A 22800-nucleotide genomic window follows, 5' to 3' on the forward strand; every position below is an offset into this window, starting at 1 on the left:
AATGAATGATTGTGTTGTCGGAAAATGCACGTATTTGTCACCTCAAGAGGGTTATTGAAAAAGCTGAATCTCACAAGATAGGCTGCGCCGACAATCGGCAAAGTTACTTACCTAGTAGGTCTTTTGTATGGGGATACGCCAGTGGCTTGTTGACCATCTCAATAAACCAAGAACCAACGTTGTTGCATCAATTCTAGAATTCCCAGCGATCGACATTGATGGAATGACTAAGAGACTGAATCTGAAAAGACTTGCAAAGGAAAAGGGAGAGCAGGGTATTCCCAGGCCGGATAATGAGACTTTCGATGCGACAGAACATTCCATTATCAGTGAGATTGAGACAGAGGGAAAAATACAATTTAACAAGTACCTTGAGCACCAAAAAACTTACGCTGAGAGGGCTGGAGATGCGAGTGCAAGTGGTCTCCTCATCAAGATTAGCTCTGCAGCCGGGGACGCCATAACAAATTTCGAGCGTAAGACCCATGTCGGTACTGGGGATCTTTACGCGAGTAAGCGCGATGTTATGCAATCGGACGCTGAGCTCACGACGTTCAAAAATCTTCATGCACTGACTCGCCCTCCTCACGATTTGGGATCACGTACCTACAAGATCGGGATTCTCATACTTATCCTGGCAATCGAGTCAGTTCTCAATGGCTTCTTTCTAGCGAAAGGGCATGAGTTCGGTCTAATTGGTGGAGTTTCTCAGGCTCTAATCATTGCAGGGATCAATGTATTCGGAGGAGCAGCCGTTGGAAGATTAGTCTTACCATGGCTCAATCATCGCAACTTGAATGCGCGAGCCGTGGCTACAGTCGCAACACTTGGCTACCTGTTTATTGATGTTGGGTTTAATCTAGCGGTTGCCCACTATAGAAATGCCGTTGCCACGGATCCCTTTGAGGCCTCCGCAGTAGCCTACCGTTCTCTCCTCGCAGACCCATTAGGGCTGAATGACTTGCAGTCCTGGCTCTTGTTCTTGGTCGGATTCTTATTTTCAAACGTGGCACTCTACGATGGTTTTCGTATGGATGATCCGTACCCCGGATATGGCCGACGTATGAGGCAAAACCTTCAAGCTTTGGACGATTACAACGATCTCAAGGAGCAGTTGCTTGGTGAGTTAGATGAGATAAAGACGTCGGCCGAAGAAGAAATTGACGAAACCGTTCGAGATATTGGAACGAAGCAAGGAGAATTTGACTATATCGTCCGAAAAAGTCAGGCGTTACGGACGAATATGCTTCAACATTTCATGCATCTTGGACTGGCCGGGAATACATTGCTGAGATTTTATCGCGAAGAGAACATGCGACATCGTCCTGCACATTCGCCTTCACCTGCTCGATTTAATCAACAATGGAAATACGAGCCACCCCCTCTAGCCGGCGAAGATGTGTCACCAGCAGATCCGGAGGTTTCCAGAAGTGTGAGTGTGCAGGCTTTGGAGGAGGCTAAGAAGCAGAGGGAAGCGTTACACAACAACTATCGTAAAGCGTGTGACGAGTATAAGCGCATTGATGACCTGGTGGAGCCTTCGACAGTGCTATGAGGCGCCACTCGAAACGTAGCACCCGGCAGGATAAGAACCGGTTGTTGGGATGGGTCTATGGTGGGATAGGAGTTGTCATCATCTGCGGAATCATCACCGCCGCCGTGCTCCTAAATCTTCACAGGAAGGAAACGGACCCCGTCACAGGCTGTCCGAAGGACGGTTACGAAAGCATTACATCTGTTCTTGTTGACCTTACAGACCCAATCAACCCCGTTCAGGAGGCTGCGCTTCAAAATGCGCTTCTCAAAGTGCGTGATGAAGTTCCAAAGTATGGCCGACTTGAAATCTATCCCTTGAAACCCACCATAACTACAGCAATAGAGCCGCTGTTCTTCGGGTGCAGCCCTGGCAGTGGACGTGACGAAGATAACGGGTTTTATGGGAACCCTGAGCTAGCAAATCGCCGTTGGAAGCGGATGTTCGCGGACAAAGTTGATGCGGTAATTAACGAACTGCAGAAACTCCCACCGCAGCAGAATTCGCCACTTCTTGAGGGCCTGCAATCTGTGGCTGTCACCTCATTGGGATCGCCTCTCGCCGCAAATGCCTCCACAAAACGGATTCTTCTTCTTTCTGACATGATTCATCACACTCCAGAATTATCGATGTACAAAGGGGCTCCTGACTTTGTGCAGTTTAAGAGCACGCAGTACTACCCAAGAATTAAGCCGACCTTGCGTGGTGCTCAAGTCGATGTCTTCCTTATTGTTCGCGACACGCAAAAGCATGTGCAGCAGCCTCCTTTGTATAAGTTTTGGGTCGAATTTATGAACGCGAGCGGAGGGTTTCTTCAAAACTGGGAACCGCTCCAATAGGTATTGACAATAATGGATACACCGGCTGGCAAACGTAGATATCTCAATCCCCTTGGGGATGCGCAAGACCAGTACCTGTTTTTTGGCCTTTTCATTGTGGGGGCTGTCGGGATATGGATTTTGAAATGGAGCGGCTACAGTCAGCTAATTGTAACACTCTTTCCCGTCTCCCTGATGCTCATCTACTGCATAATTGCACTAGCTACCAAGCAGTACAGAATTAGGGAAGATCGAGCAGGTGACAATGTTTATTATCTCGGCTTTCTCTTTACATTAGTCTCGCTGGCGTTTGCCCTCCACGACTATCGACTTGATGGGTCTGGTGTCGAGTACATCCTTAAAGACTTTGGAATCGCAATCTTCACGACTATTTTCGGCCTTGCTGGGCGGGTGTTCTTCAGTCAGATGCGCGAGGATCCAGTGGAGTATGAGCGAGAAGCGCGCTATGCCTTGTCGGAAGCAAGCAGTGCGATGCGCACACAGCTCGGTGATATTTCAACGGATGTTTCGAGCTTTAAGCGCAAACTCGTTCAGATAGTGGAAGAAGGTGTGGTGGATATTACAAATAGCGCGAATGCAGCCATGACAGAAACCGTCGAGAAGCACTCAGCTGCGAGCATCGAAATAGTCAAGTCTGTCAGGGAAACATTTCAAACATTTGTAGACCATTCGACTGAACTCAACGACGCTGCCGCTAAAAATGTCAAAGCCCTACAATCGCTATTCAAACGCATAGAAAAAATCGAAGCTCCTTCCGATATGGTGGTTGCGAAATTCGATTCCGTCTTAGCAAAGTTTGAAGAGGTCGCGGCTGAAGCATTGAAAAGCAGTCGGACTGAAGCTGGCCAGGTGTCACGGCTACGCGATTCTATAGATGCGGTGGTCGGGGCAGCGGAAACCATCAAAAAATCATCAGAGCTATACGAGACGGCTATGTCTCAAAGAATTGATAAGCTTAAGACGGCCATAGAGGTGCTGGTGGAAACCGTCGCATCAATTCAGGTTTCTTCGCTCGGACTAACAAAGGGCCTCGAAGAACACCAGACCGTTATGTCTCAGAGTCGCTCGCTCATCGAAGATGATCTAAGAGTTGTGCGCAAACATCGGGATTCAATCACCCAGATCGAAGGTGAAAGTAGACAGTCGCTCCAGCAGCTGGAAGCATCGCTAGTATCTCTCTGCAAGACCCTTGTGGAGCAGCTAGGTGGAAAATAGAACCCGGAGAGTATTCACTCAGGATAGTGCTCATCGTCGTGGTCTAGTCCTGGGCCTAACAATGGCCGAAATTATGGTGCTCACTTTGTTCATTCTGTTGCTCATCGTTGCGGTAGCCCTGGAGCGACACAGAAAGGAACTCGAACGAAACGCAGACACCATTAACAAGCAGCGTCAGGAGATCAAGAATCTTCTAGTCTTCCAAAAGGTGGTTACTGACAACCCGAATGGTGTTGTCGTCAAAGATATCGTGCAACAACTCTCGCGCCAGAAGGAAGACATCGCTCGCCTTGAGGCCGAGGCGCAACAACGTTCACCAACGGAATCCAGCGTCAGAGCGTTTGAGACACTTGTCTCGGCTCTGACCAAAGAATCAAATGGTAAGGCAACGGATCAACAGATCAGGGACAAAATCAAAGAGACATCAGCAGTGATGAAAGAAAGTGAAACTCTGAAAGGACAGATCGCTCAACTCAGAAGTCAAATTAAAGCATCTGGACGAGGAAACGAATTTCCGAGTTGCTGGGTTACTACTCCAGAAGGAAAGATCGAAAGTATATTTGAGTTGCTTATGAGCGAGACCGGCATACGGATTATTGAACGACCGCTCCCTCACCGAGCTGAAGACAAGGCGAAACTTCCCTTGTCGGCGATTCGGTACAATACCGAGTATCCACGTTATGAATTTGAAGCCTTGATGCGACCGCTTTATGAGTGGAGCGTAGCCCATGAATGCCGTTTTTACGTAATCACGGCATCATCCGAACTTAGTGCCCCCATTTCTCTTGTGAACGCCATAAATGGATACTTTTATCCCGATGGAAAGATTCACCTGCGCACAGGTGCCTGATGGAGACTCTCGAATTTGCCATCCTTGAGCTGCGCGTCCGCGCTCTGTATCACATTGCACGTTTAAAGGGATTAAAGACTACTGCTGGTTCCATACGATTGCTTGCATCTGAGTTGTCTGATTCCGAGATCATGTCGATAATACAGAGAAAGAATGCGAAATGGTGGAATCTCTATTACTGGGGATGATGAGTTTCAAATAGTAGAGTCGCACTTGTGGCAGGATTATGATTGTGATTCCTCTAGACTCCTTCTGTAAAGTGTCATAGGATATTACTACTACATAACATCTCGCTCGCACTGGACGCACAGAAGACAGAACATCTCTTCTCTCCCCCGGATGCCACCGAGAGTGCAAGGGCACCTCGATGGCAAAAATTCAAGGACATCGCAAGACATCCGTTAGCCGCCTGAAAGACTTAGAGTCTGACAGGCATGCTTTCTTCTTATCCCAAAAACTTGCCAGTCATCCGTCTGCTATTCGTGAGGTCGATGCGCCCTTAGTGCGTCGAAGCAGCCCCCATCTGGCATTGGTCAAACTTCTCGCCGAAATTGCAGTCGCGTCCTACCTAGAGAAGTCAAATCCTTCAAGTGCAGCCAACAACCAACTAGAGGTCAAAAATGGAGATTGATTGGCCTGAGGGTCCACCTACTGAAGTAGATCTTCCGGCGGGCACTTACGTCGCGTCTTACAAGGGTTATGCTCATCGGAACATGTTCCGACAGTCAAAGATCCAACTGAATTTCAAGATTGTTGCGCCCTCTGAGTCAGCTGGTATCGAGGTATCGCTTTTCGCCACCTTTCCCTTACAAGGCAAACCTCCCCATCGGTCAAAGTATTTTGAACTTTGGAGTAAGGCCAATGGTAGGCCTCCGATACGTGGGCAACGCATGTCAGCAGGCATCTTCGAGGGTTATTGGAATGTCCGTATCGAGTGGAGCAAACCCAGGAATGGAGGGCCAGGAATGCCGATCATTGTTGAACTTATTAGTCGAGAGGCTGGAGGACCACGTCGATGATTTCAAGCTTCGTGCTTCCTGACTCTGATGATATGCCATTTTCTCATGGCAATCAGCAACTTATCCCACCGAAACCTAGGGCGGGTAGGGTTAGGAAAGTTTTAGGGAGGGAAAGAAAGAGGAATAGAAATGGAATGCGAGGGAATAAGCGAAGGTTCAATCGATGTTACCAGCGTTCGCGGATCAACCAAAAACCCGCGACGGCCCTACGTGGGGCAATAACTCACGTCCAGGTGACCCCCTACGATCTTCGCGATCGTCGGGGGTCTCTTCGGTCCAACGAATCGGGCAGCATCTGGCTTTTGCCTCAAAATATTTGTGCGCAACCAGTTCAAGAATCATTGATTCTTGTTGATGCGGAATCTCGGGGTCCCGTGTTTCTCGTAGACATTCGTCACCCTTTCAATCTGAATTCGACGGAGGAAAGATGGCAGGACAAGCCGGACGAAGTGGCCCAATAGGAAATCTGAATGCAGCCAGACACCCGTGGCGCAGCTTCTGGCGTCGTCGCGCACTACGCCCAAGCGAGAAGTGGATACTGCCGACCCTTGAGCGATACAGCGGTGGTCTTGCCTCAGACAAACCAAACCTGAGCGAAGCTGAAGCACGAATAATCGAAATAGCTCAGACAGCTCGAGGCGCGACGATGTTAATTTTGGCCGAGTGTGCGCGGTCAGGATTCATAGTTAAAGAAGACGGCTCCTGGAATCTCGCGCCAGGAGCACGAGAATTGGGTCGGTTTCTGGCTATCGAACGGCAGGCCCTTCAGACTCTTGGGTTAGACCGTCGAGCTAAACCGACAGGTCGGTCCCTCGCCGAACTCCTGACCGCCCCAACCAAGGAGTCAGCATGATTGGCGCACCGAGCAGAATTGCAGCCTGTGCTGGACAGGTGTCGCCGATGCAATTCTTCTCACTACTTTCTTGGCTGGATGGTAGGCCACTTCTCGATGTGATGGAGACGTACCGTCAGCAAATCCTAACTGAGGCACTGTTCTCCGTTCGACCAGATGGACGGCCGCAGTTCAAACGAATCCTTACTGGCCGTGCGAAGAAGAATGGCAAGACGGCAGATGCTGTGATGGCGGCTCTGTACAAGTTGTTGGTTTGGGTGCCAGCCGGAAATGCTGGAAATCAGTGCTTTTTCGTAGCTTCGGATCTTGGACAAGCCAATGATGACCTGGATTTGGCTAAGAAAATAATTCGCTGTAATCCAATTCTCGAATCCGAATTGAATGTGATGAGAAACATTGTCGAGCGTCGGGACGGCAAAGGATTCCTGCAAATTCTTCCAGCCGGTGATGCGCCAGGGCTGCATGGCAAAACCTATCTTTTCCTAGTAGTTGATGAACTCCACACCCAGAGCGACTATCGACTGCTAGAAGCGTTGGAACTGGATCGTACTCGACCCGATGCCGTGCAATGGTTCGCAAGCTATGCGGCGATTTCGACACAATCGGGAATACCCATCAATGACATGCTTCGCCAATACCACAAAGGGACCGATCCTCGACTATTTGTCAGTTGGTTCTCTGGATCTATCGAAGAGGCAAACCCGTCCCTAAATGGCCCCTTGGGTCCCACCTTGCCTGACATTGAAGACGCCCAAAGGTCCCTGCCCTCATGGATCTTCCGCCGCCTGTATTTGAATCTTCCAGGACAGCCTGACGGTGCGGCCTTTGATGCGGGAGGAATTGATGCGGCGGTAATCCCAGGACGTATTGTGTTGCCACCTCAACTGGGTATCAAGTACATGGCCTTTGCTGATTTGAGCGGTGGCGGAGCCGACGACGCAACACTGGCCATTGCTCATGCGCAGGACGGACGGGCCATTCTTGACTTGCTCATCGACCAAGGACCACGAACCAATGGCACTTTCTCGCCGGAGAATGCCGTCACACTGTTCTCATCGGTGCTCAAACAATACGGCTGTACCGTGGTGATCGGGGACCGATACGCAGCCCAGTGGCCCATTCAAGCGTTTGCGAAGTGCGGAATTCAGTACCGCCCTGCGCAACAGACCCGTAGCCAGCTCTATGCCAATTTGGAACCCTTGCTGAATAGTGGACGGATCGAACTCCTCGACCAGTCCAAGTTGATCGGACAACTGATCGGACTCGTGCGCAAGGGGGAGAAGATCGACCATTCTATTGGTCAACACGACGACTGGGCGAACGCGGCAACCGGCGTACTGGTTTCCGCCGCGACGTTACCGAAGACAGTTTCGAAAGAATCCATCGAGGGCTGGATAGAATCATGCTCAAGATTGTCTAAGTCCCGATGGCGACCAGGCGATTGATGCCCTGTAAGAAAGGAGAGCTGACCATGGCCACATCGACTGCTACAACGGCTGAGGAAATCGAGCGACAACTCAAGGCATTGACCGAGCAACGACCAAAACTTGAGGCGCAGTTAGGTGCCGCTCGGCAAGCACTGACGTCGGAAGAGGATCGGCACCAAACGCTGCTTGCGGCTGCTTTGATTGACGGAACTACAGAAACAAACACCACCGTAAACGACGCGGAGGATGCGGTCTCAGTGGCGCATAGAAAGGTTCGCACGCTTGTCCGCTCCTTGGAGACACTGGATCGTGAGCTCGTACGACTCGAAAGAGAGTTCGTCAGGGCAAAGCAGGTTCTGGCGCGGGCAGCGTTGCATCAAGAGGCTCGGCGACACCAAGAGCTAGGTCGCGAGCTTGACCGACGGCTGGCTGAGGTGGGTGAGATTCTCTCTCAGTGGATGGACTCGGCGATCCGTTGTTACCAGTGTCAGGCCGATGCAGGACGCTCTCCGGGACGAACCCCCAAATCTCGCTTTCGTGAGGCCTGGCTGTCCTTTGGAAGCAAGTATGGACGGCCTGTGCTCGACGGCCCACTGATTCCAGGGGGATTCGAATGTCAGAGTTACTCAGCGCCAAGACCCGACCCTCAGACGGTAGTCTCCGCGCCGAATGTGAGTGACGTAACGCATGGGAGGGGGCAATGAACATCTTACAGGACCTACGAGTGGATGAGGTGAGCCTTGTGAGCGAGGGGGCAAACAAGGGGGCACGAATCATTATCGTGAAGCGCAACGAAGAATCCGACAGTCCTATGGCACCCGCGGACATCTTCACAAGAGACGAGTTGTTCGCATCCTTATGCGCAGTATTGAAGACGGAATACCCAAAACTGAATTTGCCCCAAGCCGTCGCGACCATGGCTAAGGAGTATCCCGATGAACTTCAGGCTTGGCGCGAGTGCCATAGAACGGCTCCTTTCGACAGAAGTGAGGTCCGCCTTAGGAATGTCGGGACATCGAGTCATAGTGCAATTGAAGAGTTCGAGCAGCGCGCTCAAAGTCTTGTGGCTCAGGGCGAAGTAGAAAATCTAGTAGATGCAGTTTGTCTAATCGCGCATAACGATCCGGACTTTTACGAAGTTTATGTTCAGGAAGTGCGGGGCGGTCAGACCCCATACCCCTAACACCTATCTACGCTCTTGACGGATAAGGAGAAACTTGTGACGGTCATGGCGCATTGGCTGCCCGGGAGTATGAACAATTTCCGGAAAGGATCGCCCCATGAATTTACACACGCGAGTGAGCGGCAACAGGAATATCAAAGTTCGAGGACTGAGCCTTCGCCATCTTACCGAGCGCGATACAGAACGAGTTGAAGAGGCTATGAACTGTAATGATACAGAGACCATGTTGGCCGTCGTCGACGATCTTATTAGCAAAGCAGTTCGGCGCGCGACGACACGATTCAAGAAACCAATATAGGATTGGTTCTTTATTGCAATTCAATTGAATCATCGGTTGTTGTTTTTGGAAGAAAGGGAACTAAATGGGTAACTGCCGAACCGCTCGCTGGCTGACATCTAAGGTCAAAATACTGTCTTGCCTGCTTCTGATCTATGGGACATTAATGCTAGGTGGCTGCATAAACATTACCACTCGGATACAACCTGAGAACAAAGACATACCAGCGAAAAAGGAAGGCAGTGACTGTGTTCCGATTATTCTCGGATTTGGAGCGGGGACTGCCGACATTGATGCCGCAATGATTAAAGAGTACGAAGAAAACGCGAAGGGGATGGATGGGGATGTCGTGCGGACAGTGCGGACTCCCTACATTACGAGGGTTAGGCGCATAGAGATTCAAGAGATCATGTTTCTGTCGTTCGGGGCACGTTGTGTAAATGTGATTGGCGATTGAGGTGAAACTATGACACGAGTTGCCTTGTACGCGCGCTATTCATCGGAAGGTCAGCGTGAGGCATCCATCGAGGACCAGTTTCGCAACTGCGAACAGTATTCGCAGCGGGAAAACCAATGGACTGTGATCTATCGCTATTTCGACAAGGCCATTTCAGGGGCTACGCACCATCGTGAGAGCTATCAACAGATGCTGAAGGACGCCCAGGCAGCTTGTTTTGATGTCCTCCTCGTTGACGACTTATCTCGGCTGTCCCGTGACCAGGTTGAGACGGAAATGGTTCGACGACGCCTGGTTTACTGGGGCATACGACTGATTGGCGTTAGCGATGGCATCGATACGGCAAAAAGAGGCCATAAGGTAATCGCCAACTTCAAAGGGATGATGAACGAGGTATTTCTCGACGATCTTCGAGACAAGACTCGCCGAGGAATGGTCGGACAGGTACTCAAAGGGTACCATGGTGGAGGGCGCATATTTGGCTATCGGCTTGTCCCACAATTACACCCTACCCAGCGAGACCCCTATGGTCAACCGATCCGCGTAGGCACACGGCTTGAGATTGACGAGGCCCAGGCCCGCTGGGTGAAATGGATTTTCGAACAGTACGCAGACGGTATGTCCCCAGTGAAAATAGTTGAGGAACTAAACCGTCGGAACGTACCCCCTCCTGGCATTGCATACCGTCGCAGATCAACCAGGTCTCCCTCATGGTGTGCTAGTGCCCTTTACGGCAATGTGAAGTACGGCCTTGGGATGCTAAACAATCGTTTGTATAAAGGAGAAATGGTCTGGGGCAGGTCCCGTTGGGAAAAGGATCCAGACACTAAGAAAAAGCGCCGATTTCTCTGTGACGAAAGAGATTGGATCAAGCACAAAGACGAAAATTTGAGAATTGTAGACGACCAGCTATGGGAATGCGTAAAGCAACGGCAGGAATCCGTACATGATGCGAGTCTAGCTATTCGCGAAAAACTCCATGCAAATGCACGCACAGGCCGTGGACCCAAATACCTGTTCTCCGGTCTCCTGACTTGTGGCCAATGCGGCTATAGGTTTGTAATAATTGATCCGAGCCGGTATGGGTGCTCCGGATGGAAGTATCGTGGTCTTTCAGTCTGCACCAATACCATCATGGCCTCGCGCAAACTTATCGAAAAGATCCTGTTGGAATCGATCAAGCACGATCTCTTTACCCCAGAGCGAATTGCCGTATTTACGCGAGAGGCCAGTATGCTCTTGGCAAAGCGACAGCACGAGCAGAATTTAGTGCAGAATCGTCAACCGGTGCGTCTTTCCCAGGTAGAGCAGGAAATCGAAAATCTACTAGCAGCTATAAAGGCAGGAATAGTTACACCGAGGACGAAGCATGAACTAGAAAAAGCTGAGGCCGAAAGGGAAGTGCTGATAAGGGCCAGCGAACTAGGGCGTCAGAGATCGGAGGAAATAGCATCCTTCCTGCCTAACGCGGTCGATCGATTCAAGACCCTTTTGGATGACCTTGCGGGTGCTTTGCAGGTGCATGTCGACAGGGCTCGGGGAATCCTTCGAGTGCTGCTTGGCGAAAAGATACTCCTGCATCCGACGTCAAACGGGGTAGAGCGGTTTTTGACTGCTGAAATCAGCGGGAATTACGCGGGGTTAGTGCGTTTGGCAACTGGAAAAAATAAGTTTGGTGGAGGGCAGGGGAGTTGAACCCCCGACCCCTACGTTGCGAACGTAGTGCTCTCCCAACTGAGCTAGCCCCCCACACGAGATGACGGACAGGAGATGCGAGCATGGAACCCGCAAGGTTGGCTACGCATTATTGCGCAGGCGCTGATTGCGGTAAGGAGAACGGGGAGGAGTCAGGCTCGCATCTCCTTGCCCGCGCATTATACACAAGCCGACCGCCGGCTGCTACGGGGGAATGATAGAGACTTGCCGGCGCAGGGCGGGCCGGAGTGAGTCATCCGGCGGCCATCACCGGCGGTGCCCGTGTTTTCTGTATACCACCTGGACTCGGTCAAGAAAGTCATCGAGCCTGTCGGTCTGTTGTGTGATGGCGGGACGGTCTTCGCGAATCGCCGCTTGTTCGAGCACCTCTCCGATCTCGCTGATCGTGTTAAACCCATATCCGCCGCCATCGCCCTTCATGCGATGACCCAGCAGGCGTACGGTTTTGAAATCGCTTTCGTCAAGGGCGGTGCGAAGCGTGCCCACATCGCGGCGTCTGTTCCTCATGAAGACCGGGACGATCTCTTCCAAATCGGGATCAATCGTCACGGTAATGAAGTCGGGGTCGGACTGTTGAGCAGGCTGTGTCATGATCGAAGCCCCTGGCAGGCCTGAAGAACCTCAAGAAGTGTCTGCTTCCGGACCGGTTTGGTCATGTGGGCGTTGCAACCAGACTGAAGAATCCGCTCGCCCTCCTCTTTGAGAGCCAGGGCCGTCAATGCGACGATTTGAGTGGGGGGCAGATCATGGTCCGCTTCCCAGGCACGAATCGTCCTGGTGGCTTCGTATCCGTCCATCACGGGCATTTGCATATCCATGAGGATCAAGTCATAGCGCCCGCTCTTGAACTTGTCGACGCCGGCTGCGCCGTCGTCCGCGATGTCCATGCGGTACGGTGTGTGCTTGAGATACGAGCGAATCAGGAATTGGTTGTCGGGGGAATCTTCCACCAGCAGGATGTGCAGGGGGCGCGTTGAATTGGGCAACGCCGCGACCTGCGGAGGAGCCGAACGGGCCGCCGTCGGATTCTTTTTTCGATCGAGGGCGATGCTGATGGTCTGCAACAAATCGGAGCGCCGGATGGGTTTGACCATATATCCACCCAGGCCCATGTCATAGGTCCGTGCAATGTCATCGGCCCATTGATGAGAGGCGAGCATGACGATGGTCAATCCTTCCGCAAGGTGTGCTTGCCGGATCTGCTCGACGACGGCGAATCCGTCCATGTCCGGCATGCGGCAGTCGAGGAGCATCAGTTGATAGGGTTGAGATGCATCTGAGGCGCCTCGCAGTTCATCCACTGCGTCCTTTCCGTTGGACGCATCCGTTACCACGGCATTCCAAGATGCCAGTGTTTCCTTGAGAATGGTGCGGTTGGCCGGATGGTCGTCAACGACCAATGTCCTGACGTTGCACAGGTCGATGGGGATCAGCGGGCTTGCGGGACCGGTCCGGCGTTGGATCCCGAGATGTACGGAACAATGAAAGGTGCTTCCTCGTCCGACCGTGCTTTCAACCCAGATATGTCCGTGCATGAGCTTGGCCAGTTGCCTGGAGATGGTCAGGCCCAGACCGGTTCCCCCGTATTTTCGGCTGGTCGAAGCGTGGGCCTGTGTAAAACTCTCAAAAATGGTTTCGAACATATCTTCGGGAACGCCGATGCCGGTATCGGTCACGGAGAACCGAATCGCCCCGGGGGAATCCTTGTCGCGGTCATTCGTCACTTCGACGACGATGGATCCGCTGTCCGTGAATTTGATGGCGTTGCTGATGAGGTTGATCAGGATCTGGTGAAGGCGATTGGGGTCTCCGATCAACGCACAGGGGACATCCGGAGAAAGATGGCAGGCCAGTTCGAGCCCTTTTTCGTTTGCCCGCATCGCCAGAATCTCAATCGCCTTTTCGACGAGATCGTTGAGATCGAACTCGATGGCTTCGAGTTCGATGTGGCCGGCTTCGACCTTTGACAGGTCGAGAATGTCATTGATGAGCATCAGGAGGTTGCTGCCGGCCCGCCGGAAGGTCCGAAGATATTTCCGCTGTTCCGGGGTGAGGTCTGTTTCCCAAAGCAGGTCGGCCATGCCGATGATGGTATTCATGGGCGTCCGAATTTCGTGGCTGACGCTGGCCAGGAACTCGCTCTTGGCTTTGCTGGCGACTTCTGCCGCTTCCTTTGCAAGACGCAGGTCGGTTTCCGTCTGCCGCCGCTCGGCCGCTTCGAGCGCCAGGGTGACCATCGTCGCCAGGGAGCTGGTGAATTGCTCCTCATAGACCGTCCATTGGCGAGATCCTCCGACGTGCTCCGTGCAAAGGACGCCCACGACTCGGCCTTTCTGCCTGATGGGGGCGTCCAACATGGCGCCGATATCCAGCGGGACCAGATAGTCGGTCAGGAACTCCCTGGTTCGAGGATCCCGATGCGCGTCGTGCGCCGCAATGGCCCACTCTTCGGTAATCAACGCTCGAAAATATGCGGGATGGTCCGAAGCATGGAGGACGGATCCGGCGCTGTGAGACCGGTCGGTCGCTCGAAACAGGTCCATCAGGGTAATCGACGTGCGATGCTCGTCGAACAGCCAGATGCTCGTCCGTTCGGCATGAAGAAGCTGCGCGCAGGCTTCGGTGATCACACGAAACGCTTGCTCGAGTTCCCCGCTGTTGAGGCCTTCACTCTGCGAGAGTTTTCGCAACGTGTTCTGGTAGCGGCTCAAGAGGGTCGTCGGATCGTCGGAAGATGCACGTGGGGGGCGTTTCTTTGGAGATGCCGACTTTGCTTGGATCTTAGGCTGCCGGGCGGGCGGTGGAAGAGAAGGGCGCGATATGCGTCGAGGGGTGTTGCGTTCTTGCCGAGTCGAGGGGCGTTGATGGCGTGCCATGTCCGTCCCGAATCATTCCTGAAAATGGTCCGGTGATGCCGAGTCTACTCTTCGTGCGAATGGGGAACGAGGGACAGTATTCCCGCCTGTTTAGCGCGGTTTCGGCCTTCCTGTTTGGCCTGATAGAGCGCTTGATCGGCGGCCTTAATGAGGTCGGTCTGGGAGGCGCTTCGATTCGGAATGGTGCTGGCGTATCCCACACTGATGGTCATGACGTCTCCCTCGGAATGGGTGATGCCGAGAGATTCGATCCGCCGGCGGAGTGTTTCCGCCACTTGGGCCGCGCCTTCCGTCGTCGTACCGGGAAGAACGACCACAAACTCGTCCCCTCCGTAGCGTGCGACCAGGTCGCCGGGCCGGTTGACCGCCCCCGAAATCGCGTTGGCGACCTGCCGCAGGCATTCATCGCCGACCGTATGTCCTTGGGTGTCGTTGTACGACTTGAAGCGGTCGATATCGAGCATGATCAGCGACAACGGCGTGGATTCACGAACGGCGCGCCGCCATTCTTGATCCAGAAAGTCATCGAACTGCCGCCGGTTGGTGATGCCGGTCAAACCGTCGAGACAAGACAGCCGAAGCAGCATCTGATTGGCTTCCTGGAGCTGGCGCATGACCTCCAAGAGTTCCTGCTCGTGGGCCCGGCGTCGTTCAATCTCATGGACGAGACGGAGCACGGAGCGCACTCGGGTCAACAATTCGATCTTGTTGATGGGCTTGGCGATGTAATCCAGCGCGCCGGCGGCAAAGGCCAATTGGAGGTCGACGGGGTCGGTTTTGACCGTCACCATAATGATCGGCGTGTCGCGGTACCGCTCGACGGCCTTGATCTGGCGGCAGGCTTCGATGCCGTTCATCTCCGGCATGACGATGTCCATGAGGATCAGATCGATGCGACCGGCGCTCTGTTTGCCGCCTTCCATCCCGAGCAGACGGAACGCCGTGGTGGCGGATTCTGCCGAGAGGATATGATCGTATCCGGCGGCGGACAAGATCGACTGCAACAGCGCGCGATCGTCGGGAGAGTCGTCAATGATCAGGATGCTCATGGGGCAACGCCTCAGGGATTGGAAATGATTGAAAAATCCTAGCAGCTAATCCGGATAAACACCAGGATAAAGCCGTTTGATACAGGGAAGGCAGAGTCCATGGCTGAACTCAGCCTCGGAATGTTGGCTGAGATACTCCTCCAATTGCTGCCAGAACCCTCCGTCATTGCGGATCTTTTTGCAGGATGCGCAAATGGGAATCAGCCCTCGGAGCACCTTGACCTCGCGGAGGGCGCGCTGCAGTTCCTCATTGCTTCGTTGCAACTCCAACTCGTGGGCCTTCCGCCGGTCGGTTTCCTGCTTGAGCGCCAATGCCGACGAAACGCGCGCCAGCAGTTCCACGCTCTGTACCGGTTTGTTGATGTAGTCGTTGGCCCCCGCCGCAAAGGCGGCCTTGAGGTTTGAGAGATCATTGTCCGCCGTTACCATGATGACGGGAACGTCACGCAGGTCGGCACAGGTCTTGATTTGCCTGCAGGCTTCGACCCCGTCCTGTTCCGGCATCAGCACATCCATGAGTACGAGATCGACTCTCGGGTCCGTTCCTCGGGCGGCGGGATCCAGGAGTTTCCATGCCGACTTCGCGGAGTCGGCGCACAAAATGTCGGTATGACCTGCTTTGTCGAGAATGGAGGAAAGGAGCGCGCGCTGGTCCGAAGAATCGTCGACGATGAGGATGCTCATGATGGCCCCATGTGAGCTGCAGTGTGGCGACGCAAGGCGTCGATGGAGAGAAACGCCAGGAAAAGTATAGCAGGCAGAAGTAGGGAGGAAAGAAAAACGTGAAGTCGTGAAATTCGAGCTACTGCAGCTTGGCCCGCACGAGGTCGCTGACCTGTTTGCCGTCGACAGGTTGGCCGCCGAGGCGGCTCATGACGGCCTTCATGACCGCACCCATGTCCTTCAATGAGGCCGCCCCGGTGTCTCGGATGACGTTCGAAACGACCTCGGCCAGCTCCTCCTGGGTGAGGGCTTTGGGGAGGTACGATTCAATAATGGAAATTTCCTGCCGCTCCTTCGCGGCGAGTTCACTTCGGTTGCCCTTCTCGTATTGCTCGACCGATTCCTTGCGCTGCTTGATCATGGTGGTCATGATCCGGCTCATCTCGGCGTCGTCGAGGTCCTTTTTAACTTCCACTTCCTTATTGAGGACTGCCGCTTTGATCATGCGGATGACATCCATGCGGAGCTGATCGCGGGCTTTCATGGCCTGCTTCAAATCTTCTGAAAGGCGGTCGCGTAGTGACATGATGAATCAGGGGGCATGGGGCAAATGTGCCGCCAGGATAGCGCGAGACCCCAGGCCAGTCAATCCGGGATCGGAGAAGCCGGACGTAAATCGTGCTACATGCGGATCAGGAGGTGGCGTTGAGATTGTGGGACAGGATATGATACCCGATGTCTGTCAGCGGCGATGGGACTGTCGCCGGATCCGGCGGAACGGTCGGAGGGAAACGGACAAAGCCTCATGGAGGAGCACAGCTATGGCGAGCGAGACATCTGAACACGAGCGTGTTCGTAGAATCGGCGTTGCGTTGGTGGTTTCGGCGGTGATGCTGGCAACAGCCGGCTGTTCCAGCGAGCAGCCGAAACCGATGCCGCAGCCGACGCCGGATCAAGTCCGAAGCCACGGCGATCGGACGTTCGACAAGCTCAAGCAGGAAGAACAGGAACGGGGCGCGCAGCCGTCGGCTCCGCGGTAGCCCTACCTGCCGAGTCGCAGGAGCGGACTTGCGATCCATTGCTGTATGTGGCGCACCGGTGTCAGCAGCGGAAGCTCCAGGAGCAGCCGCGAGAGCGGGGCCTGTTCGACTGCGCGGGGTTCGTGAAATTGTCTCATCAGTCCGACGGAAATCAGCAACCTCAGCACGCCTGATACGAAAAATACGACCGGCAGACTCGATCCCCATGACCATCCCGCCCATTCAAACCGTGAAGGCAGGGCCGCGATGAGCCAGCTTCCCATCAGCGCGCCGCAGCACCATCCGACGGCATTGAGGGTACTATACACGGCGACGGCCGTGGCACGATCCTCCTCCGGTACCGCGTCGAACACGTAGTTTTGAAGTCCCAGCGCCAATCCGGCCCAGATCATGCCGGAAAAGAAATTCACTCCCATGATGAAGATCGCGTTCGTCGTCACCATGTAGAACATGGGCAGTATGGGCACGATGAACCCGGTGATCGAAAGGAGCGCCTTGTTCCCGAATCGATCCGCGAATCGGCCCCACCCCTGCAAGGTCAACAGTTGTCCGAGCACGCCGGCGGCAAGCCATGCTCCGTAGGTCAGATAAGAAAAATGAAGGTCGCGGAGCATGTAGAGTACGAAATAGGGGCCGGCAATCAGCACGGCCAGATGCATCAAGCTGGAAAACAGCAGGAAGCGGCGAAAACTTCGGCTCGAGTTCCGCAAAAACACTCGAAACCCTTCATGGCCTGAACGAGGCTCCCGATGCGGAAGGTCCGGGACCGGCCGGAGCGCGGCTGCCGAAAACAGTCGCGCCGTTCCTGCGGCAAGAAAGATGAGCACGAAGCCGATCCATGCCGTATGGCGAGGCCAGAGACTGAGCAGCCCGCCCGCGGCGCACAGCGCGCCGAAACTGACGGCGGCGACGATCGACGCACGACGGGCAAAATAGGCCCCCCGTTCGTGCTGATCGAGGTGGTCCGCAATGAAGCTCGTCCACGTGGGAGCCGTGAAATGGTTGCAGGCAAAATATATGGCGGCGCCCATGATGAGCAGCCAGGGACCCCAGGCCGGAAACGCCAGGGGAAGCAGGAGAATCGGTATCCAGGAGAGAGCCTGCCCGACGGTCCCGAGCCGGACCAGTGATTTGCGATCCGGGAAACAGCGCAGCAGCTTTACCGAGGCCAACTGGGCGGTGGTGCCGATCAGCTGCGGAAGCGCCGACAGGATTCCAAGCTGAAACGGCCCGGCGTGCAGGAGCAAGGCAAACGCGGATAGGAAGTGTTCCCCACTGCCCTGCGTGACGGCCTGAGAGGCTCCGTCGAGCAAGCCATACCGCCGGCAGCGCAAGCGATCATGTTCTGAAGTCCGAGGGGCTGACGCTGAGCCTGGAGGCGAGGCAAGGTCTTGGGGACCGCGCAAAGAAATGTCTCATTTATTAGGGTTTCGCATACCTTACCATAAGGGCCGAGCGCGCGCCATTTGGGGTAGCCGGTGAGTCGATCGTCCGCGGACGGGTTGACCCGGAGACTTCCGCCCGATACGATAAATACGATGGGTGAGAGCCTAAGGTGACGCCTCGACGTGGTGAAACCGTGAATCGATCGCAGCTCCAATGGAGGCTGGCGGTTTCCTCTTTATTATGTGCAGTGACCCTGCTCGATCCAGATCTTTCCCTCGCCGCCAGGGATCTGGTGGCTCCAAAAGAACAATCGGACACCGAGATCGATCCCACGCTCCTGCCCTCGTTCGACGATCAGAAAAAAGGCATCCCTCAGGCGATCTTCGTATGGATCAAGATGGCCAAGGGTTACGACGTGGAATGGGACAGTTTCGGACGCAAGGGGTGGTATACGCAGGACCCCCGCTTGAAGCCGATTGATCCCGGGACTGTCTTTACACCGGATACGCCGGCTATCTACATCGTATTCGAAGTGGCGCCCTTGGAAGATCCCGCTCAATTCAGCGCGCAGTGGTTCCTGGAAGGGCCTGATCGAACGATTTCCGCCTCTCCGATCGGAAAGGACACCTTGGAAGTGCCGGGGCACGAGCGGTATGGGTTTCTGGAATTGAAGCGCCCAGGCGACAAATGGGCCACGGGCACATATCTGGCCAAACTCTTCATTACTCCACTGGGGCAGCAGCCGTTTCACGCCGTGAACCAAGTCGGCACGATGCGGTTTACGGTCGCTGAGGCCTCATCGTCGGGCCAGACAGGTTCGACGAAGTAGCGAGAATCCCCGATCGACGACCAACCGGTCACTATTCATTATCATCCACGAACGAGCAGGAGCGACCATCAGATGGGAACCCGCGTCAAGATTACCGATCCGGAGAAACTTGCCTTGCTATATGAGCGCTTTCGCGATGTCTGTCTGGTCGAGAAAGAGGTATGGAAAGAGATCTTCATGCCGCGGGAGGTGTCGCAAGGGCCGGTGCGGACGAATATTCAGGACCGCTATGACGTGGAAATCGACGATCCAGCCGTCGAGGACACGCTCGACGCCAATATCTCACTGGGAGGGGCGGCCTTGGGGGCAGCCATTCAGGAATATCGGCAGCACATCGGATTCTACCGCTGCAGTTAGGGCCGGGCGACTGGAATAACCCGGGCCGACTTGGTTACTTCTGTGCCAGCACCCGTTCGACTTCCTTCACCACTTCAGGCGCCAGTGGTTTGGTCCGATGATGGAAGCGATCGACGACATTACCCGATCGATCGATCAGGTATTTCTGGAAGTTCCATTCGACTTCGCCAGGGAAAGGGCTCTGCTCCGTGAGATATTGATACAGCGGATGTTTGTCCGATCCTTTCACGCTGATCTTGCTGAAGAGCGGGAACGTCACGCTGTATTTCGTGAGACAGAATCCTTTGATTTCGGCATTGCTACCGGGTTCCTGTTGTCCGAAGTTATTGGCCGGGAACGCCAGAACCTCGAACCCCTGTTCGTGATATTGCTCGTACAGGGTCTCGAGGTCCGTATATTGCGGCGTATTGCCGCACATGCTTGCGGTGTTCACGACCAAGAGCACCTTGCCGTGGTACTCCTTCAAATTGACCGGTTTGCCGTCGATGTCGTCCATGGTGAAGTCGTAGAGGCTGGCGGTCTTGGACGCCACGAGCGGCTCCTCGGCCGCGGGCACGTCGGGGAGGCCGAACACGAATCCGGAACTCATGACGAGGGTCGAGATCGCGATGAGACGGGTCAGCATAGGGCCTCCTCCGTGACGGTTAAAGTTGTTGCAGCGCGGCGATCCGGGCTTCGATGGGCGGATGCGTTGCCAGGAGCGCCATCACGCCGGACGACGTCCCGGAGATTTTCATGGTGGCCAGCGCGTCCTGGTTCGTATATTCGAACTGCGTCCGGTTGACCCACCGGTCGATCCCCTGCAGCGCCCCGATCATGGACTGCTTCCCGTACACTTTGGCTGAAAACGCGTCCGCTTCGTATTCCCGCCGCCGGGAATGCCAGCTCACGACGATCATGGCCAGGAACGACAGAACGATTTGCAGGAAGAAGTACACCACCATCGCGAGGATCGGATTGCCCGTCGAGCCTCCCTCTTCCCGGTCTCCGCTGGGTTGGCCGACCATCGACGCCAACATGTTGCTGATGTAATAGACGAAGGTGTTCATCAGGCCGGCCAGGATGGTCGTCGTGAACATGTCGCCGTTGAAGACGTGACCCATTTCGTGTGCCAGAACGGCCTTCACTTCATCTTCTTTGAGGTTCTGAAGCAGTCCGGTAGAAACGGCCACCATGGAATTGTTTTTGCTCGGTCCGGTCGCAAAGGCATTGGGATCCGGCGCGTCGTAGACCCAGACTTCCGGCATGGTGACGTGCAGACGATCCGCGATCTCCTTTACCGAGCCATAGATGACCTGCTCGGCATGGGAGCGGGGCTCGGTGATCTGCTGGCAGTGAAGCATCGCCCGGGCCATCTGCTTGGAAAAGAGCAAGCTGATGAAGGCGCCCCCGAAACCGATCACGAGCGACCAGACCAGCAGTTGCTGACTGAACACTCCCCGTACGTCGATGCCGAAGGCCGGGAGCACCACATTGATCAGGATGCTGGCGGTGACCGACAGCGTCAGATAAATCAGTACGTTCGCAATCAGGAACAGCGTGATACCTTTCAACCACTTCATCGAGCATCCTCCTTACGTGCGCGGCGTCTTGCGTGTTCCTGCCGCCACGGTCTTGGCGGCAGCGCGCTCACAATTATACAAACCTTCCGGCGCCGGTTTCTACAATAACTCCGGAACGGACAAGGTCAAGTTGACCTGTTCTCGGCCTTCCTGTTAGAACCGTCTCATGGTGCCGTCGCCCATGCGATACGTGATCTTGGCGGCGTTCAGCGCCGCGATGTCCGCCTGGGCTCCCGTCCTCGCCGCCGATTCACCGCCCCTCGCCGCCCCTGTGATCGTCCCTGTCGGAGCCGACGGGGTGCAGCGCGTCACGATTACGCTCGACAGCTATTCATATGCGCCGGCTCATCTGATCGTCGAAGCAGGCAAACCGGTCGAATTCACCCTGAACAGCGTGACGACCCTCACTCCGCACAATTTCATCATCAAGGAGCCCGCCGCAGGCCTTGTTGTCGAACAGGATGTCAGCGCCGGAAAAACCGCGGTGGTCAGATTCACGCCGTCCAAACCCGGGATCTTCCCCATCTATTGCGACAAGCGGCTCTGGCCGCTGCCGAGTCATCGGGACAAGGGGATGGAAGGCACGCTGGAAGTGAAGTAGGAGTGGCTACGGATACCACGGCTTCCAAGCATGAACTGCTCCGCGATCTGCTCAAGCGTGTCTCGCGACTCTTTTATACGACCCTGGCCGTCGTGCCGGCCAACGTGCGGGACCAAGTCAGCCTGGCCTACTTGTTTGCCCGCGCCGCCGATACCATCGCCGATACCGACCTGATCGACCGTCCTCGTCGGCTTGATTATCTCGGCCAGCTCAAAGCCCAGTTCATCAGCGACCACGTCGCCTGGATTCAAGTCAAAGACATTCGGGAGGCGATCGGCCCGCTGCAGCAGCATGAAGCCGAACGGGTGTTGTTGGAACGGTTGGAGGATTGCTTCCGTCTGTTCCAGTCGTTTGCGCCGGACGACCGGCGACGCGTACAGCGGCTCATGACGACGCTTACACAAGGCATGGAAATGGATCTGACCGCATTTCCCGGGACCAGCGCCGCCGACCTCACCTCGTTCAAGACCCTCGACGATCTCGACCGCTACACCTACTACGTCGCCGGATGCGTCGGAGAGTTCTGGACCGATCTGATGTGCGCGCATCGCCCCGCACTCCGTTCCTGGGATGTGCGGGCAATGTCGGAAGTGGGCGTGCGCTTCGGGAAAGGGCTGCAGCTGACCAATGTGGTCAAAGATATCGCCCACGATTTGCAGCGAGGCCGGTGTTACGTGCCGGAGGCGCTACTCTCCAAGGCCGGACTCACGCCGAGACATCTTCTGGATGGCAATAATCTCCCGCGCGTTCGCCCGGTGCTGACCCACCTGGTTCGGACGGCCGTGGAGCATCTCGACCAGGGCTGGTTGTACACCATGGCTATCCCGCGTCAGGAGATCCGGCTCCGTCTCTCCTGCATGTGGCCCATCCTGTCGGCGGGCGAATCCCTGAAACGGGTCCTCAACGCTCCCGATCTGCTGAATCCAGCCGTTCATGTCAAAATCCCGCGGAGCAAGGTGTATCAGATTCTCGCCCTGACGACCGCCACCGGGGCGTGCGGATACGTCGGCACGGCCTATTGGGGACGGTTGAGAAAGCAGCTGGCCTGAGCGGACGCGTCGAAGGGC

The 22800-nt window shown here is 54.9% G+C and carries 21 protein-coding genes and 1 tRNA gene; 13 read left to right on the forward strand and 9 right to left on the reverse strand.

All coding sequences use genetic code 11. The features are described from left to right. Positions 1-127: 127 nt before the first annotated feature. The 8 genes from NSJP_RS10160 (at position 128) to NSJP_RS10220 (ending at position 11349) form a co-directional block, all read left to right on the forward strand. Entirely contained in the window at positions 128-1555 is a 1428-nt protein-coding gene (locus NSJP_RS10160) for a hypothetical protein (protein ID WP_155970065.1), read from the forward strand. A gap of 44 nt (positions 1556-1599) precedes the next feature. Next, positions 1600-2373, forward strand: coding sequence for a hypothetical protein (locus NSJP_RS10165; protein WP_155970067.1), 774 nt, complete (start codon positions 1600-1602; stop codon positions 2371-2373). A 12-nt stretch (positions 2374-2385) separates the two neighbouring features. Next, complete coding sequence (locus NSJP_RS10170) at positions 2386-3588, forward strand: hypothetical protein (RefSeq protein WP_080886797.1); 1203 nt, start codon at positions 2386-2388, stop codon at positions 3586-3588. A gap of 61 nt (positions 3589-3649) precedes the next feature. Next, positions 3650-4438, forward strand: a complete 789-nt coding sequence (locus tag NSJP_RS10175) for a hypothetical protein (RefSeq protein ID WP_155970069.1) — start codon at positions 3650-3652, stop codon at positions 4436-4438. A 367-nt stretch (positions 4439-4805) separates the two neighbouring features. After that, entirely contained in the window at positions 4806-5069 is a 264-nt protein-coding gene (locus NSJP_RS19265; protein WP_155970071.1) for a hypothetical protein, read from the forward strand. A 1237-nt stretch (positions 5070-6306) separates the two neighbouring features. Continuing rightward, positions 6307-7755 (forward strand): terminase large subunit domain-containing protein, encoded by a 1449-nt coding sequence (locus NSJP_RS19270; protein ID WP_155970073.1) that lies wholly within the window; start codon positions 6307-6309, stop codon positions 7753-7755. A 682-nt stretch (positions 7756-8437) separates the two neighbouring features. Continuing rightward, entirely contained in the window at positions 8438-8920 is a 483-nt protein-coding gene (locus NSJP_RS10205) for a hypothetical protein (RefSeq protein ID WP_080886804.1), read from the forward strand. Positions 8921-9663: 743 nt separating this feature from the next. Next, positions 9664-11349 carry a recombinase family protein gene (locus tag NSJP_RS10220; protein ID WP_080886807.1) on the forward strand — a complete coding sequence of 562 codons (1686 nt, stop codon included), beginning with the start codon at positions 9664-9666 and terminating at the stop codon, positions 11347-11349. On the opposite strand, the gene NSJP_RS10225 is transcribed toward NSJP_RS10220, so the two are convergent. The 6 genes from NSJP_RS10225 to NSJP_RS10250 all read right to left on the reverse strand — a co-directional run bounded on the left by NSJP_RS10225 (position 11328) and on the right by NSJP_RS10250 (position 16544). Further along, positions 11328-11403, reverse strand: a tRNA-Ala gene (locus NSJP_RS10225). The two genes, NSJP_RS10220 and NSJP_RS10225, sit on opposite strands and share 22 nt — an antisense overlap. A gap of 213 nt (positions 11404-11616) precedes the next feature. Beyond that, positions 11617-11961 carry an Hpt domain-containing protein gene (locus tag NSJP_RS10230; protein WP_080886808.1) on the reverse strand — a complete coding sequence of 115 codons (345 nt, stop codon included), beginning with the start codon at positions 11959-11961 and terminating at the stop codon, positions 11617-11619. Continuing rightward, positions 11958-14081, reverse strand: coding sequence for a response regulator (locus NSJP_RS10235; protein WP_172834276.1), 2124 nt, complete (start codon positions 14079-14081; stop codon positions 11958-11960). The genes NSJP_RS10230 and NSJP_RS10235 overlap by 4 nt, the downstream gene beginning before the upstream one ends. 209 nt (positions 14082-14290) lie before the next feature. Next, positions 14291-15295: a diguanylate cyclase domain-containing protein gene (locus tag NSJP_RS10240; RefSeq protein ID WP_080886809.1), complete on the reverse strand. Its 1005-nt coding sequence runs from the start codon at positions 15293-15295 to the stop codon at positions 14291-14293. 45 nt (positions 15296-15340) lie between these two features. After that, positions 15341-15979: a response regulator gene (locus NSJP_RS10245; protein ID WP_080886810.1), complete on the reverse strand. Its 639-nt coding sequence runs from the start codon at positions 15977-15979 to the stop codon at positions 15341-15343. A 118-nt stretch (positions 15980-16097) separates the two neighbouring features. After that, entirely contained in the window at positions 16098-16544 is a 447-nt protein-coding gene (locus tag NSJP_RS10250) for a GatB/YqeY domain-containing protein (RefSeq protein WP_080886811.1), read from the reverse strand. Between the two features lie 235 nt (positions 16545-16779). On the opposite strand from NSJP_RS10250, the gene NSJP_RS10255 reads away from it, so the two are divergent. Next, positions 16780-16998: a hypothetical protein gene (locus NSJP_RS10255; RefSeq protein ID WP_080886812.1), complete on the forward strand. Its 219-nt coding sequence runs from the start codon at positions 16780-16782 to the stop codon at positions 16996-16998. A gap of 2 nt (positions 16999-17000) precedes the next feature. Here the strand turns inward: NSJP_RS10255 and NSJP_RS10260 are convergent, their stop codons facing one another. Next, complete coding sequence (locus NSJP_RS10260) at positions 17001-18311, reverse strand: MFS transporter (protein WP_080886813.1); 1311 nt, start codon at positions 18309-18311, stop codon at positions 17001-17003. A 266-nt stretch (positions 18312-18577) separates the two neighbouring features. On the opposite strand from NSJP_RS10260, the gene NSJP_RS10265 reads away from it, so the two are divergent. After that, positions 18578-19213: a hypothetical protein gene (locus tag NSJP_RS10265; RefSeq protein ID WP_155970077.1), complete on the forward strand. Its 636-nt coding sequence runs from the start codon at positions 18578-18580 to the stop codon at positions 19211-19213. Positions 19214-19285: 72 nt separating this feature from the next. Then, positions 19286-19570, forward strand: coding sequence for a hypothetical protein (locus NSJP_RS10270; protein ID WP_080886815.1), 285 nt, complete (start codon positions 19286-19288; stop codon positions 19568-19570). A 34-nt stretch (positions 19571-19604) separates the two neighbouring features. Here NSJP_RS10270 and NSJP_RS10275 read toward each other — a convergent pair whose 3' ends face one another. Continuing rightward, positions 19605-20195: a glutathione peroxidase gene (locus NSJP_RS10275; protein WP_080886816.1), complete on the reverse strand. Its 591-nt coding sequence runs from the start codon at positions 20193-20195 to the stop codon at positions 19605-19607. A gap of 19 nt (positions 20196-20214) precedes the next feature. After that, positions 20215-21132 (reverse strand): protease HtpX, encoded by a 918-nt coding sequence (gene htpX / locus NSJP_RS10280; RefSeq protein WP_080886817.1) that lies wholly within the window; start codon positions 21130-21132, stop codon positions 20215-20217. A 181-nt stretch (positions 21133-21313) separates the two neighbouring features. Between htpX and NSJP_RS10285 the strand changes: the two genes are divergently transcribed. Beyond that, positions 21314-21733: a cupredoxin domain-containing protein gene (locus tag NSJP_RS10285; RefSeq protein WP_080888560.1), complete on the forward strand. Its 420-nt coding sequence runs from the start codon at positions 21314-21316 to the stop codon at positions 21731-21733. A gap of 2 nt (positions 21734-21735) precedes the next feature. Beyond that, on the forward strand, positions 21736-22782 hold the full coding sequence (locus NSJP_RS10290; RefSeq protein WP_080886818.1) for a phytoene/squalene synthase family protein: 1047 nt from the start codon (positions 21736-21738) through the stop codon (positions 22780-22782). The last annotated feature ends 18 nt before the right edge of the window (positions 22783-22800 follow it).

Origin of the sequence: Nitrospira japonica (assembly GCF_900169565.1) — a bacterium.
GTDB lineage: Bacteria > Nitrospirota > Nitrospiria > Nitrospirales > Nitrospiraceae > Nitrospira_C > Nitrospira_C japonica_A.

Bases quoted from the DNA above. Each gene is read 5' to 3' on its own strand.
- htpX (WP_080886817.1), bottom strand. From the start codon at position 21,132: ATGAAGTGGTTGAAAGGTATCACGCTGTTCCTGATTGCGAACGTACTG.
- NSJP_RS10170 (WP_080886797.1), top strand. From the start codon at position 2,386: ATGGATACACCGGCTGGCAAACGTAGATATCTCAATCCCCTTGGGGAT.
- NSJP_RS10220 (WP_080886807.1), top strand. From the start codon at position 9,664: ATGACACGAGTTGCCTTGTACGCGCGCTATTCATCGGAAGGTCAGCGT.
- NSJP_RS19270 (WP_155970073.1), top strand. From the start codon at position 6,307: ATGATTGGCGCACCGAGCAGAATTGCAGCCTGTGCTGGACAGGTGTCG.
- NSJP_RS10250 (WP_080886811.1), bottom strand. From the start codon at position 16,544: ATGTCACTACGCGACCGCCTTTCAGAAGATTTGAAGCAGGCCATGAAA.
- NSJP_RS10175 (WP_155970069.1), top strand. From the start codon at position 3,650: ATGGCCGAAATTATGGTGCTCACTTTGTTCATTCTGTTGCTCATCGTT.
- NSJP_RS10285 (WP_080888560.1), top strand. From the start codon at position 21,314: ATGCGATACGTGATCTTGGCGGCGTTCAGCGCCGCGATGTCCGCCTGG.
- NSJP_RS10275 (WP_080886816.1), bottom strand. From the start codon at position 20,195: ATGCTGACCCGTCTCATCGCGATCTCGACCCTCGTCATGAGTTCCGGA.
- NSJP_RS10160 (WP_155970065.1), top strand. From the start codon at position 128: ATGGGGATACGCCAGTGGCTTGTTGACCATCTCAATAAACCAAGAACC.
- NSJP_RS10245 (WP_080886810.1), bottom strand. From the start codon at position 15,979: ATGAGCATCCTCATCGTCGACGATTCTTCGGACCAGCGCGCGCTCCTT.
- NSJP_RS10230 (WP_080886808.1), bottom strand. From the start codon at position 11,961: ATGACACAGCCTGCTCAACAGTCCGACCCCGACTTCATTACCGTGACG.
- NSJP_RS10205 (WP_080886804.1), top strand. From the start codon at position 8,438: ATGAACATCTTACAGGACCTACGAGTGGATGAGGTGAGCCTTGTGAGC.
- NSJP_RS19265 (WP_155970071.1), top strand. From the start codon at position 4,806: ATGGCAAAAATTCAAGGACATCGCAAGACATCCGTTAGCCGCCTGAAA.
- NSJP_RS10270 (WP_080886815.1), top strand. From the start codon at position 19,286: ATGGGAACCCGCGTCAAGATTACCGATCCGGAGAAACTTGCCTTGCTA.
- NSJP_RS10255 (WP_080886812.1), top strand. From the start codon at position 16,780: ATGGCGAGCGAGACATCTGAACACGAGCGTGTTCGTAGAATCGGCGTT.
- NSJP_RS10240 (WP_080886809.1), bottom strand. From the start codon at position 15,295: ATGAGCATCCTGATCATTGACGACTCTCCCGACGATCGCGCGCTGTTG.